Below are 13,350 nucleotides of genomic sequence, written 5' to 3'. Positions count from 1 at the left end.
CGCCTCTTTTTTAACCAGCATATTTCAATTCTTCCGGAGCTGCCGGGACCGTGATTCCGGCCCGTTTGGCATAGGCCTTATAGTACATGCCGATGCGCGCACCCAGAAGCGTATTCCGCTTGACGATTTCATTCCGATGGATCGCCATAAACAGCACCTGCTTTTGGCCGATCAGTACCACACGCTTTTTCGCACGGGTGATGCCGGTATAGAGCAGGTTGCGGTAGAGCATGACGGTGTGCGCTTTCAAAAGCGGCATGATGACCGTTTCATACTCAGAGCCCATTGCCTTGTGGATGGTGGTGGCGTAGGCAAGGTCCAGATTGACCATATCCTCTACGCTGTATTCCAGTTCTCGGCCCACACCAAAATCAAGGCCGACACGCTTGCCGTTTTCATCGTCTTTGATATAGCGGATAAATCCCAGGTCGCCGTTGGACACCTTGGCGGTGTTTTTGGTCTGCATGATCCGGTCGTTTACCCGGAACACTTTGACGCCGATTTTGATTTCTTCCTCGGCAGAGCGGAACGGGTTGACCACCTCGCGGATGGCCTCGTTGAGTTGTTCCGCCGATGCGGCGCCTTCCGAACGGAAGGGGGACAAAATCTGCACCCGGTCAATGCCGCTTTCCGCGATTTCCCGGCAGTAACGGGCGATGATCCGCTCCGCGGCCTCTGCCTGGTTATCGCTTGCCATAAATACAAAGTCCGGCCCAAAATATAGCTTGGTGTTGCCCTCGTTGATGAATTTGGCGTTATAAGCGATCAGGCTGTCCTTGGACTGGCGGAAGATCTGGTCCAGCACTGTGACGGGAATCAGGCCGCAGTCGATCAGTTCGCGGAACACAGTCCCGGCGCCCACACTGGGGAGCTGGTCGGGGTCGCCCACAAGAACGACACGGGCCCCATCCTTGATGCGGGAAAAAAATTTGTCTGCCAGCCACATATCCACCATAGAAAACTCGTCCACGATGATCAGGTCCGCCGACAACGGCTCCTGCTGTCTGCTGCGGTTGGCGTCATCTTCTTCACTGCCAAGGCCCAGGCCGCTGTGGAGCGTCCGCGCCTTGTCAAAGCCAGTGCTTTCCGCCATGCGACGGCTGGCACGGCCGGTCGGCGCCATCAGAACGATTTCGCCTTTCGGATGCAGGCGGCGGTAGACTTCCAAAATGGTCTTGAGCACCGTTGTCTTGCCGGTGCCGGGAGAACCTGTGATAATGGACAGGCTGTGGCGGTAAGCCGCGTAGACCGCTGCCTCCTGTTTGGGAGACAGCACAAGCCCCATTTCACGCTTGACCTGCTCCAGCGCCTGCTCAATGCGCTCCGGCGCAGACGGCTCTATCAGCCGCATGGCAATACGCCGGGCCGTTTCATCTTCCTGTGCGAATGTGCGGGGCAGGTAGATGTTATCTTTGACGGATACCACCTCGCCATGAAGAATCATGTCCTGAAGCACATCCGCGACCTCCTGTTCATGAAGCCGGAGAGACGGGACGGGGATCTTTGCGTTGAGAAGCCGAAGAGCCTCCTTCCGCAAAGTTTCACCAGGCAGGAACAAATGTCCTTTGCCGCCCTTGCTGTCCTCCAGCGCCCAGAACAGTGCGCCCTTGACCCGCATGGGGTCATGCAGGTCGCCGCCGTTTTTCTGAACGATGGCATCTACCCGGAGAAATCCAAAACCGGATACCTGGCACAACTCAAAGGGACTCTTTTTCAAAATATCCACACTGGCGGGCCCAAAGTGCTGGTAAATCTTTAGGGCCGTTTTCGGCGTGATCTTGAATGGGGAGAGCAGCGTCATCAGGTCTTGGAGCATCCGGCTCTCCGCATACGAGGTTTTGATGTCCTCCAGCTTGCTTTCCGTAATGCCCTTGACCTCCAGCAGCCGCTCGGGGTGATTTTGCAGAATATCCAGCGTTTCCACGCCAAACCGGGAAACGATCTGCGCGGCAGTTGCCGGCCCGATGCCTTTGATGAGGCCGGAGGCCAGATAGCCCTCCACACCGTCCCTGGTCTTGGGAACGATCTCACGCCACTGTTCCACCTGAAGCTGCACACCATATTTGCCCTTTGTCCATTCGCCGTCCAGTTCCAGCTCTACCGCGTCCGTGCGGGGCAGTTCATAGCCCGTCGCAACAAAGCGGATCAGGTGGTCCTTGTACCGGCGGGTGGAACGAGCCTCCTGGGGCACCTCCTTATCAGCGGTTTTTACGCTGATGATGCAGAACCTGTTTACGGGGTTGTGGTAGATCGTCCCGTCATAAGTTCCTCTATGGATCACTTCTTTTTTCCCTCCTTTTATGCCGCCTCGCCGTCACACTTGACTACGAACCGGCGTGACACTGAGACAGTCACATATTGTTCGTAAATGTCCGGGTGGTCCAGCTTCAACCGTTTCAGATTATCCTTGTCGATACCAGGGGTTCGTATCGGATTGTAAGTGACGGTATAGTTCACCCCATCCTGCTGGCAAATGGCTTTGCAGCTTTTCCCCATTTTGGCAATGATGGCAGCCTTCAGTCGCTTCATATCTTCCTCGATTTCCTTTTTGCCGGCTTCTGCGCCTTTTTTCTGCTCCTGAAGCTGGAGAAAACGCATCAGCTTGGCCGTCAGAGATAAATCGAGTGACACAGCGGGGGCCTCCTTGTCAGCGGGGCCAGTGTACCGGCGCACGCTCTCGATCACGAGGTCTCCATCTTCGGTGTAAGGCGGCGGCGTTCTGGTAAGCACATGATTTTCCCAGAAATTCTGCTCCAGGAAAATCATCTCATCCTCATAGGCCAGATCCCTCTGCATATCACGGATAATACTTTCCTGCTCGTTGTTGCCATACAGGCAGCAGAAGAAACAGCGGTCCACATCCATGACGGCCATGTAATGCCGCCCCTGGGACTCATAGTAGGCCGGAATGGTTTCCTCACCATCCAGCCACCAGTTATCTTTGGCGTTGTAGTTTGTGGTCTTGATCTCCAGAATAGCGGTGGTGCCGTCCGGCAGTTCTACAAAGTAGTCCACATCCGCCAGCATCCAGGGATACTTCGGGTGCTGGAACATCTTTTTGATCTGATAGACCTTGTAGCCGGTCCGGTGCTGGAAGATCTTCGCCACCAGCGGTTCCAACAGGTGTCCCATCTCCAGGGCCACCCAGTTGTCCTCATGGTCCTCGACCACGGCAATGTTCAGCTTGTCATAAAACAGATCCCGGGCCGTCCGCCACGGTGAAATGCCCAGCAGAGCTGCAACATCGCTGCCTCCAATACCTTTCCGGCGGTAGGCAAGCCATTCTTCTTCGGACAAGCCTGCCGTATCCACCAGCACCATGGGCTGATGCCGCTCTTTGACAGCCACACTGCCTGCCGGCATACTCAACACCCCCTCCGCGTCCTGCGGGGAATGACGGGCGCCCGAATCACCGGGCAATGCTTCTGTGCGGACTGGTTCAGTTTCTGATACTGCCGCCAGCTCTCCATCGGTTTCCTCTTACTCGTCAGAGACTCCTGACTTCGCTTTTTTACATTCATGTTCATACCTGCCTTCTGTAATTTTGATATATCCTCAAAGCCGTTTCCGGCATTTGGGCAGAAAAAAAGCGAGGGTGACAAAGGCCGTAACGCCTGATGTCCATAGCTGCCTATGAACCAAAGTCATCCTCGCTGATGGGAACAAAAGTCCCGGAAAAATAAAAAAGCCAGTAATATACTGGCCCAGAGGGGCGCAGTAATACTACTGGCACAAGTACAATCTTGACTGCGTGTGCAATGCAGATTTTTCAATCCGCGGTACAGAAACTAAGTCTGTATCCCACAAGGGGAGCGCACAAAAATCAATTACAGAAACAGTGTAGCACAACATCTTGCGTTAGTCAAGATATATAGTCTATATATAGTATATTTCTGTTACTGAAAATGGCAATATGCAAATAAATTTATCTAAAGGCACAGGATTTGCAGAAATTTGGCCGCCATCTCCTATATATAGGGCGTACAGACATGGCATGGGATTCCATAGTCAGTCTGCACGCTCTTTTTGTACCTTGACAAGCCCCATAACCTTTTCCATTGGAGTTATACAGGGATCGCGGACAGTGTGCGATGACCACATGGAGCCCGCCCACGATTGAAATACCGCACAGCGGGCCCTGGCAATACGCGGCGGAAAGCCCCGGCGCAGGAAATGGCCTTTGGAAGAGACCCTACACTTCCCGATGAATTTGAATGACTTCATTGTTTTTGTTGAAAACCTTCTTCTACAAACAGTAAAGGATATATGTAATTGCAAATAAAGGAGGGCAATTATGGAAAAAAGAAAACCCAATGACCTTTCACCGGATCAGTGCTTGGCGGTCGATACGGAATCGCTTTGCAAACTGCTCGACTGCGGGCGGCACACGGCCGTCCAGATCGGCGACCTGGCCCACGCCCGCATTACCATGAATTCTCGTGTCCTTTGGAGCGTTCAGCGCGTGAAGGAATATTTGTACGAGATCTCATGCTAACAGAACCTTGCCCATTCCGGGCACAGCAACACACAAAACATCGGGAGGTATCAGCCTATGCCAAAAGTTAGAAAAGACAACAAAGGCCGCAACCTGCGGCCAGGAGAAACACAACGCTCAGACGGCAGCTATATGTTTGTCTATAAGCTGGGTAAGAAGAAAAAGTACATTTATGATTTTGACCTTGCCAGCCTGCGGGCCAAAGAAAAAGTGCTCAACCGTGACAGCGAAGACGGTATTCGCACCCAGGAGGCTATGAAAATCACCCTAAATGATATGTTCAAAGTCCTCATGGATACGAAGATCCAGTTAAAGGCTTCTACACGGGCGAATTACGAATATCTTTGGAGCAACTATGTGAAGGATGAGCCGTTTGCCAACATTCCCCTGCCCAACATCCGAAAGAGCGACATCCTGACATTTTACACGAAGCTTTTGAAAAAAGGCTTTGCGGTCAATTCCTTGGAAAGCATCAATAACCTGATTCACCCCACGCTTGAATTGGCGGTCGATGATGACTACATCCGAAAAAATCCAAGCAAAGGCGTCTACCGCTCTCTCAAAACAGAGGGAGCCGGGGCGCCCCCGAAGAAAAGAATCGCGCTGACCATGACACAGCAGAAGAACTTCCTTCGGTTCATTTCCAAGTCACCGATGTATAGCCACTGGCTGCCTGTCATGGTCGTACTGCTCGGTACGGGAATGCGTGTTGCGGAATGTACCGGCTTAACTAAAAATGATGTGGACCTGGAGAACAACACCATCTCTGTCAATCACAACTTGATCTATCGCGTGATTGATGGGAAAGCAGGTTTTCATATCACCACCCCTAAAACAGCCAGCGGCACCCGCACCATCCCTATCCTGTATCCGCAGGTTGCTGAACAGCTCCGCACATTGATTGAAGTCATGGACACCCTCTATCCGGAAGACCTTGTGATGAATGGGTATCACGGTTTCCTTTTTAGGAATCGGGAAGGTTATTTTCTCAGTGCCCACAATATCAATCGGGCCATCCAGCGTATCTCCATCGCCTACAACGCCGAAGAAATGGATCAGGCTGAACTGGAAGATCGTGAGCCGGAACTGCTGCCGCATTTTAGCGTACATAACATGAGACACACATTCTGCACGCGGCTCTGTGAAAGCACCAACGACATCAAGTTTATCCAGCAAGTGATGGGCCACGCTGATTTTTCCACAACTATGGATATTTACACGCATATTACGCAAGAAAACATGAGGGAAAAAGCAGAGGCAATCAAGGGTAATTTGGTGCTAATGTGAAAATTGCAAAAAAGGGCAAATCCGCATAAAAAACACGGATTTGCCCTTCATTTTGGCCCGTCTGATGCCGTCTGATTTCAAGCAAAAGTTGTAGAAAAGTTGTAGTTGTAAGCCCTATTTACTACATCTTGTGCCGTCATGTTTCGTCAGACACTATATATTGTGGAATTTTAGTCCAATGGCTTCATCGTCGGAAACAGCAGGACGTCGCGGATGGATGCCGCATTGGTCAGCAGCATCACAAGACGGTCCACGCCGATGCCCAGCCCGCCCGTGGGCGGCATACCGTATTCCAGCGCGGTCAGGAAATCCTCATCCACATCGCATGCTTCCTCGTCGCCCGCCGCCTTGAGCGCCGCCTGCGCCTCGAAGCGCTGGCGCTGGTCGATCGGGTCGTTCAGCTCGGAGAATGCATTCGCATGCTCGCGCCCAACAATGAAGAGCTCGAACCGCTCGGTGTATGCCGGATTCCCCGGCATCTTCTTCGCCAGCGGGGAAATCTCCACCGGATGGTTCATCAGGAAGGTGGGCTGGATGAGCTTTTCCTCACAATATTCGTCGAAGAACAGGTTCAGGATGTCGCCCTTCTTGTGGCGCTCCTCATACTGGATATGATGCTCCTTGGCCACAGCCTTCGCCTCTTCGTCGGTCGCAATCGCATCAAAGTCCACGCCCGCATACTTCTTGACCGCATCCACCATGGAAATGCGCTCAAACGGCTTGCCCAAGTCGATCTCCACATCGCCGTAGGTGATCACCGTCGTGCCCAGCACCCTCTGCGCCACGGTGCGGATGAGCTCCTCAGTGATGTCCATCATGCCGTTGTAATCGGTGTACGCCTGGTACAGCTCCAGCATGGTGAATTCCGGGTTGTGGCGGGTGTCCATTCCCTCGTTGCGGAAGCAGCGGCCCAATTCATAGACCTTATCGAATCCGCCGACAATCAGCCGCTTGAGGTAAAGCTCCAGCGCAATGCGCAGGTACATATCCATGTCCAGGGTATTGTGGTGCGTGATAAACGGCCTTGCCGAAGCGCCGCCCGCGATGGTGTGCAGCACAGGGGTCTCGACCTCCAAGAAGCCCTTTTCATTGAGGAAATTGCGGATCTCCGTCACAATCTGGGAACGGCGCACAAACGTATCCTTGACCTCCGGATTGACGATCAAGTCCACATAGCGCTGGCGGTACCGCAGGTCGGTATCCTTCAGGCCGTGGAATTTCTCCGGCAGCGGCAGCAAGGACTTGCTGAGCAGCTTGATCTCCTTCGCATGGACCGAGATCTCGCCCCGTCTCGTCTTAAAGACAAAGCCGCTGACGCTGATGATGTCGCCCAAATCCCAGCAGGCCTTCATTTCCTTATAGGTCTCTTCCCCGACCTCGTCGATCTTGACATAGACCTGCATCCGGCCCGTCTTGTCGTGGATGTCCAGGAAGCTGGCCTTGCCCATATCGCGCCAGCTCATAACGCGGCCCGCAATGCAGACGTCCTGGTTTTCCAGCGTCTCAAACTGGTCGCGGATCTCCTGGGCATAGTGATCCCGCGGGCAGGTTGTAATCGCAAACGGGTCTTTCCCCGCCTCTTGGAGCTTTGCCAGCTTATCCCGGCGGATCTGGAGGAGTTCGTTCAATTCCTGTTCGGTCTGCACAGCCTGCGGCTGCTCGTTCTTATTTTCGCTCATGTTCAGCTCTCCCTATCTTTTGCCGGCGCTCGGGGCGCAGGCTTCCTTGTTTCCCTTAGAAAAAGAAAAAGCGGCCGGGACGCGCTTCGCCGCCATCCACACGCCGCCTTGTTTCTTATTTGGAGATGGCGAGCACCTCGTACTCCATCATCCCTGCCGGAACCTCCACTTCGATCTTGTCGCCGATGCCGTGGCCCAACAGGGCCTTGCCCACGGCGGACTCATCGGAGATATTGCCGGAAAGCGGGTCCGCTTCGTTGGAACCGACAATTTTATAATTGTAAACGTCCGTCTTGCCCGTGCGCGGATTGTTGACGCGCACTTCGACCTTGGAACCAATGTGAATATTCTCGTTGCTGAGTTCGCTCTCGTCAATGACCTTCACATTTTTGAGTGTAACTTCAATGTCCGCAATGCGCGCTTCCATGATGGCCTGTTCGTTCTTTGCCTCGTCGTATTCGCTGTTCTCGGACAGGTCGCCGAAGGACAGGGCCACTTTAATTTTTTCTGCAATTTCTTTTCGTTTGACACTTTTGAGCTCTTCCAGCTCCTGCTCCAGCTTTTCCAGGCCCTCCTGGGTCAAGATCACCTGTTTTCCTGCCATATACTCTTACCACCTTTTATGATCGCCCCGCCCGCGGCGCGGCGTTTTGAAAAATGCGTACATTTCTTTTTATTATAATGATGCCGCCGCCCCGTGTCAACACTTGCCGGGCCGCTGGGGAAAAATCCCTTTGTACAAAAGCCCTGCCAAAGAGGGAATCTTCCTAACATAGATTTCCCAACAGGAAAGCCGGCAACCTGCCAAGGACTTCCGGCCGCAGACCGCCATGCCAAGCTGCGGGTTCTTCATTCCATAGGCTTCGTTTTGTAAAGATCGTAATGCGTCCCGATGATGAAACATCTCGATTGGCTGCCATGCCCGATTTGCTGCGTCTTGGCAATCGGGAGCGCCGGGTCGCCGACGGCCGCCTGAACCAACTTGGTGAGGTCCGACGGGCTTTCTTTCTCTTCGAATTTCGTAAACGTCCCCAAAAGCAGCCCGGAGATTTTTTGAAAAGCTCCCATCTGCTTCAGCTGATTCAAATAGGTAATCAGCTCCGGCTTGCCACCTCCAAGGCTTTCCAGGAACAGAATCTTATCCGAAAAATCCGGCATATAGGGCGTGCCCGCAAGCTTCAGAAAACAGCGGGTATTTCCGCCGATCACCACGCCCTCCATATGCTCGCCCTGGACGAAATCCCAGTCCACCCGGTAAAGGGCGTCCTTGCCCTCCAGCAAAGACTGCTGAAAAAGCAGCTCCTGCTGCCCGCCATGCTCCCAGGTGAGGGTTTTGACCTGGAACAAATAGGAAGTGTTCCCCGTCATGGTGTAGATGGCATTGATGATTGTTGACAAATCGCTGTACCCCCAAAAAGGCTTTTGACTGCCTTTTATAAGCGGATAATCCAAGAGGGGCAATAGCTCATTCGCCAGGTTGCCGCCCGAAATGTCAAAGATGGCTTTGATGGAAGGGTCTGCATAAAACCGCATCAGTGCGTCCGCGCGCAGCCCAGCTTCTATCAAGTGCGTGCCGCTGGGCTCAAAAATGTGGTCACTGAACACCGGAACCAGCCCCAGCCGTGTCAATATACGGGACAATTCCCGTATGCGTCCCTCTTCCTGGCGCGGCAATGCATCCGAACATGCCACAATCCCAACTTGATCGCCTGGATACAACCGAAACATTCTTTTTCCTCCATTCCGCTGCAAGCATTTTATTCGCGCTATTACCATACACCCTTTGGGGGCACCGATCAACCCTTTCACCACAATTCCATGCACAACAGACCGGTTTGGATATAAAAATGAGGACAATCGTCCGATGGATTGTCCCCACGTATGCATTTATGAACATTTACTGTAAAAATAGCAACCTAGATCCCCGCCCCAAACGCGAGCGATCCATAAAAAGAAAAAGCCGAACCTGGAACGCGACTTGCGTCCAGGCTCAGCCTGGTCCGAGTGACAGGAGTTGAACCTGCGGCCTCTTGAACCCCATTCAAGCGCGCTACCAAAACTGCGCTACACCCGGATTTTTAGAACGCTATTTATGATAGCATAGATTCCCAAAAAAATCAAGAGCGAACTTACATCCCCGGCCGTTTTTCGAGTTTTTCTTGCCGCAAAATATACGACGGATGTATTTCGAAGTCCCACGCCCTCTGAAGAAAAAACAGGGAAGGCCCCTCCATTTACAATGAAAAGGCCTCTCCCCATCTGAACGTTTCTCCATATTTCGAAATTCCTATCGCTTCAAAGGCGCGCCCGCAGAATCCGTGAAACTCCCGCAGGCGATTAGAATCACGTCCACCAGCCAGCCGATGCCAAAGACGCCGCCGGTCAACAGGTAGATCACACCCGTGCCGATCTTGCCTACATAAAAGCGGTGGACGCCCAACCCGCCCAAAAAAATGCACAGAAGCAGCGCGACCCATCTGCTCGATGCGGAAACAACCTCCATATAAGGCGGATAGTTCGGCGGGGCATAATACGTCGGGGGCGGCGGGTTCCACTGCCCTTCCCGGTACGTATAGGGAGGCGGCGCCGCGTGCTGCTGGCCAGCCTCGGGGCCTTCCGGGCCCGCTTGCCCCTGCGGAGCAGCGGCCTCCAACGGGGTGCCGCATTGCTTGCAGTAATGGGCGTCATATGGATTGTCAAATCCACACCTTGTACATTTCATATTCAAAACTCCTATTCCCAAGATGCTCAATCAATGCCCTCATCATACCACGGGAAGAAAAGCCATGTCAACGGAACCGACCCGGCAACTGTTTCCAATTTTCAGGGCATCGTTCCATCCCCTTCGCCAACCGCCGCCGTTCCCCTCCGGAAACATCCCACCGGGCAGGCCGGTTCCAAACAAAAAGAGCGTTCCGGTCTCCCGGAACGCTCCCAAACCCCTGCGGGTCAATTTCCTTATTTTGCGAGGTTCGCCTTGAGGGTATTCAGCTGATCGCGGAGCTCCTGCGGCAGCTTGTCGCCAAACTTCTTGTAGAACTCCTCGATGCCCTCGGCTTCCTTGGTCCACTGGTCCTTGTCGACCGCCAGGATGCTCTTCAACGTATCGACGCTGAAGTCCAGGCCTTCCAGGTTGATGTCCTCCGCATACGGTACATAGCCGATTGCGGTCTCCTGGGCATCCACCTTTCCTTCGCAACGGTTGATGATCCATTCGAGGACGCGGAGGTTGTCGCCGAAGCCCGGCCAAATGAAGTTGCCCTCGTCGTCCAGACGGAACCAGTTGACGTTGAAGATCTTCGGAGCCTTGTCGCCCAGCTTCTCGCCCATCTCGATCCAATGCTTGAAGTAGTCGCCCATATGATAACCGCAGAACGGCAGCATTGCCATCGGGTCGCGGCGCACTACGCCGACCGCACCGGTCGCAGCAGCGGTGGTCTCGGAAGCCATGATGGAGCCAACGAACACGCCGTTGTTCCAATCGCGGGACTGATACACCAGCGGGGTGGTCTGTGCACGGCGGCCGCCGAACACGATTGCAGAGATCGGCACGCCAGCGCCGTTCTCAAACTCGGAGCTGATGCACGGGCAGTTCTTTGCAGGCGCCGTGAAGCGGCTGTTCGGATGCGCGCCCTTCTCAGTGGAGGTCTTGCCGTTCCACGGCTCGCCCTTCCAGTTTTCCGCATGCTCCGGCGGATTCTTATCGAGGCCTTCCCACCACACGGTGTTGTCGTCGAGGTTATGCACAACGTTGGTGAAGATCGTGCCTTTGCCAGTGGTGTGCAGTGCATTCGGGTTGGACTTTTCGTTCGTGCCCGGTGCTACGCCGAAGAAGCCGTTCTCCGGGTTGATCGCCCACAGGCGGCCGTCCGGACCAATGCGCATCCAAGCGATGTCGTCGCCGACGGTCCAAACCTTGTAGCCCTTCGCTCTGTAGCCCTCCGGCGGGATCAGCATGGCCAGGTTGGTCTTGCCGCACGCGGACGGGAATGCAGCGGTGATATATTTCACTTCGCCCTTCGGGTTCTCGAGGCCGAGGATCAGCATATGCTCTGCCATCCAGCCTTCGGTCTTGCCCTGGTAGGAAGCGATGCGCAGTGCAAAGCACTTCTTACCCAGCAGCACGTTCCCGCCGTAACCGGAGTTCACGGAGATGATGGTGTTGTCCTCCGGGAAGTGGCAGATATAGCGCTTCTCTTCATCGATGTTGCACTTGCAGTGCAGGCCGCGCACCCAGTCGTTGCTGTCGCCGAGAACGTCCCAAACCTTCTCGCCTACGCGGGTCATGATGCTCATGTTCATGACAACGTAGATGGAGTCGGTCAGCTCCACGCCGATCTTCGCAAACGGGGAACCGATCGGGCCCATGGAATACGGGATGACATACATCGTGCGGCCCTTATAGCTATCCTTCGCAATATCGAACAGCATCTTATACGCTGCCTGCGGCTCCATCCAGTTGTTGGTGGGGCCTGCATCCTCTTCCTTGCGGGAGCAAATGTAGGTTCTGCCCTCCACGCGAGCCACGTCGTTGACCGCCGTGCGGTGCAGGTAGCAGCCCGGGAGCTTCTCCTCGTTCAACTTAATCATTTCGCCCGTGGAGCAAGCCTCTGCGCGCAGCTGGTTGAGCTGTTCCTCAGAGCCGTCAATCCACATCACATTGTCCGGATTGACAAGCTTTTTCATGTTTTCAATCCAATTCAAAACGGATTCATTTTTTGTCATAAGTGTTCTCCTTCCGGCCCAATGGCCAAATTCACATTACTGGTTTAAGTATAGTACATTGTCGCAAAAATAGCAATTAAAAATTTGTGAATACCTAGCCTATTTTCCAAATTCGTGCAGGTTTTTGGAACCTCTCTTTCATCCCTGTGGGCCCTGTATGGGCATTTCCGCGCAGGCGTTTAAGTCCAGCCCCGCGGTATTCCCCGCCAAGAATTCGTAATATCCCTGCGCGCCCACCATCGCCGCATTGTCGCCGCAGAGGTTTAACGCCGGCATATACAGCTTCCATCCGTGCTTTCTGCACTCTTCGTCCAGACGGCGCCGCAGCAGGGAATTTGCCGATACGCCGCCCGCAATCACAAGCTTCTTGCTTCCAGACGCTTCCGCCGCTTTTACAAAATTCTGCACCAGGCAGTCCACCACCGCTTTGCGGAAGGAAGCGGCCAGATCCGGGACCGGCAGCTCCTCGCCCTTCTGTTTGGCGTTGTGGATCAGGTTGATCACCGCCGTCTTCAAGCCGGAAAAGCTGAAATCGTAGGGCGCGCCGTCCACCTTGGGATGGGGCAGGCGGAACGCCATCGGGTCCCCGTTCTCTGCAACCCGGTCCATCTCCACGCCGCCCGGATACGGCATCCCCATGGCGCGCGCCGCCTTGTCAAAGGCTTCGCCCGCCGCGTCGTCCCTTGTGCAGCCGATCACACGGAGGTCCGTATACCCGTTGACCTCCACAATGTGCGTATGGCCTCCGGACACCACCAGGCACAAAAAGGGCGGCTCCAGTTCCGGCGCGGTGATATAGTTTGCCGCGATATGGGAGCGCAGATGATGGACGGGGATCAGCGGCTTTTTCGCGGAGAGCGACAACCCCTTTGCAAAATTGACCCCCACCAACAGCGCCCCGATTAGACCGGGGGCGTATGTCACGGCGATGGCATCGATTTCGTCGAGCGTCACACCAGCGTCGTCCAGGGCCTTCTGCGTAACCGGGACAATGGCCTCCGAATGCCTACGCGAGGCGATCTCCGGCACCACGCCCCCGTACAATTTATGTTCCTCCACCTGCGACGCAATGACGGACGAACGGACCAGCCGCCCATCCTCCACAACCGCCGCAGCGGTCTCGTCGCAGGAACTCTCCAATGCCAATATCTTCATAAGCTTCCC

Annotated in this window: 11 protein-coding genes and 1 tRNA gene; 2 read left to right on the top strand and 10 right to left on the bottom strand. The window is 54.4% G+C overall.

Annotation, left to right across the window (positions count from 1 at the left end; all coding sequences use genetic code 11):
- Positions 1–10: 10 nt before the first annotated feature.
- From recD2 to B5F54_RS17545, 3 genes are read right to left on the bottom strand one after another with little or no spacing between them, the layout of a single operon-like run.
- The gene (gene recD2 / locus B5F54_RS04750) at positions 11–2,281 is read right to left on the bottom strand and encodes an SF1B family DNA helicase RecD2 (RefSeq protein ID WP_087231232.1); all 2,271 of its coding nucleotides are present in this window, start codon (positions 2,279–2,281) and stop codon (positions 11–13) included.
- A gap of 17 nt (positions 2,282–2,298) precedes the next feature.
- Entirely contained in the window at positions 2,299–3,363 is a 1,065-nt protein-coding gene (locus tag B5F54_RS04745; protein ID WP_071430849.1) for a YqaJ viral recombinase family nuclease, read from the bottom strand.
- Positions 3,364–3,365: 2 nt separating this feature from the next.
- Positions 3,366–3,527 carry a hypothetical protein gene (locus tag B5F54_RS17545; protein WP_172749578.1) on the bottom strand — a complete coding sequence of 54 codons (162 nt, stop codon included), beginning with the start codon at positions 3,525–3,527 and terminating at the stop codon, positions 3,366–3,368.
- Positions 3,528–4,294: 767 nt separating this feature from the next.
- On the opposite strand from B5F54_RS17545, the gene B5F54_RS04740 reads away from it, so the two are divergent.
- On the top strand, positions 4,295–4,495 hold the full coding sequence (locus B5F54_RS04740) for a hypothetical protein (protein WP_006573960.1): 201 nt from the start codon (positions 4,295–4,297) through the stop codon (positions 4,493–4,495).
- 57 nt (positions 4,496–4,552) lie between these two features.
- Complete coding sequence (locus B5F54_RS04735) at positions 4,553–5,782, top strand: site-specific integrase (protein WP_087221583.1); 1,230 nt, start codon at positions 4,553–4,555, stop codon at positions 5,780–5,782.
- A gap of 170 nt (positions 5,783–5,952) precedes the next feature.
- On the opposite strand, the gene lysS is transcribed toward B5F54_RS04735, so the two are convergent.
- From lysS to tsaD, 7 genes are all read right to left on the bottom strand, one after another.
- The gene (gene lysS, locus B5F54_RS04730) at positions 5,953–7,461 is read right to left on the bottom strand and encodes a lysine--tRNA ligase (RefSeq protein WP_087231229.1); all 1,509 of its coding nucleotides are present in this window, start codon (positions 7,459–7,461) and stop codon (positions 5,953–5,955) included.
- A gap of 115 nt (positions 7,462–7,576) precedes the next feature.
- Complete coding sequence (gene greA, locus B5F54_RS04725) at positions 7,577–8,065, bottom strand: transcription elongation factor GreA (protein ID WP_087231226.1); 489 nt, start codon at positions 8,063–8,065, stop codon at positions 7,577–7,579.
- Between the two features lie 245 nt (positions 8,066–8,310).
- On the bottom strand, positions 8,311–9,189 hold the full coding sequence (locus B5F54_RS04720) for an LD-carboxypeptidase (RefSeq protein ID WP_087231223.1): 879 nt from the start codon (positions 9,187–9,189) through the stop codon (positions 8,311–8,313).
- Positions 9,190–9,457: 268 nt separating this feature from the next.
- Positions 9,458–9,535, bottom strand: a tRNA-Pro gene (locus B5F54_RS04715).
- 213 nt (positions 9,536–9,748) lie between these two features.
- Positions 9,749–10,183: a TM2 domain-containing protein gene (locus B5F54_RS17915; RefSeq protein WP_087231218.1), complete on the bottom strand. Its 435-nt coding sequence runs from the start codon at positions 10,181–10,183 to the stop codon at positions 9,749–9,751.
- 236 nt (positions 10,184–10,419) lie between these two features.
- Positions 10,420–12,186 carry a phosphoenolpyruvate carboxykinase (GTP) gene (locus B5F54_RS04700; RefSeq protein ID WP_087231215.1) on the bottom strand — a complete coding sequence of 589 codons (1,767 nt, stop codon included), beginning with the start codon at positions 12,184–12,186 and terminating at the stop codon, positions 10,420–10,422.
- 138 nt (positions 12,187–12,324) lie between these two features.
- On the bottom strand, positions 12,325–13,341 hold the full coding sequence (gene tsaD, locus B5F54_RS04695; RefSeq protein WP_087231212.1) for a tRNA (adenosine(37)-N6)-threonylcarbamoyltransferase complex transferase subunit TsaD: 1,017 nt from the start codon (positions 13,339–13,341) through the stop codon (positions 12,325–12,327).
- Between the last annotated feature and the right edge of the window lie 9 nt (positions 13,342–13,350).

Source organism: Anaeromassilibacillus sp. An250, assembly GCF_002159845.1.
Lineage (GTDB): Bacteria > Bacillota > Clostridia > Oscillospirales > Acutalibacteraceae > Anaeromassilibacillus > Anaeromassilibacillus stercoravium.
This window is presented reverse-complemented; position numbering and strand designations above follow the sequence as displayed.

Bases quoted from the DNA above. Each gene is read 5' to 3' on its own strand.
- B5F54_RS04745 (WP_071430849.1), bottom strand. From the start codon at position 3,363: ATGCCGGCAGGCAGTGTGGCTGTCAAAGAGCGGCATCAGCCCATGGTG.
- B5F54_RS17545 (WP_172749578.1), bottom strand. From the start codon at position 3,527: ATGAACATGAATGTAAAAAAGCGAAGTCAGGAGTCTCTGACGAGTAAG.
- B5F54_RS04740 (WP_006573960.1), top strand. From the start codon at position 4,295: ATGGAAAAAAGAAAACCCAATGACCTTTCACCGGATCAGTGCTTGGCG.
- B5F54_RS04735 (WP_087221583.1), top strand. From the start codon at position 4,553: ATGCCAAAAGTTAGAAAAGACAACAAAGGCCGCAACCTGCGGCCAGGA.
- lysS (WP_087231229.1), bottom strand. From the start codon at position 7,461: ATGAGCGAAAATAAGAACGAGCAGCCGCAGGCTGTGCAGACCGAACAG.
- greA (WP_087231226.1), bottom strand. From the start codon at position 8,065: ATGGCAGGAAAACAGGTGATCTTGACCCAGGAGGGCCTGGAAAAGCTG.
- B5F54_RS04720 (WP_087231223.1), bottom strand. From the start codon at position 9,189: ATGTTTCGGTTGTATCCAGGCGATCAAGTTGGGATTGTGGCATGTTCG.
- B5F54_RS17915 (WP_087231218.1), bottom strand. From the start codon at position 10,183: ATGAAATGTACAAGGTGTGGATTTGACAATCCATATGACGCCCATTAC.
- B5F54_RS04700 (WP_087231215.1), bottom strand. From the start codon at position 12,186: ATGACAAAAAATGAATCCGTTTTGAATTGGATTGAAAACATGAAAAAG.
- tsaD (WP_087231212.1), bottom strand. From the start codon at position 13,341: ATGAAGATATTGGCATTGGAGAGTTCCTGCGACGAGACCGCTGCGGCG.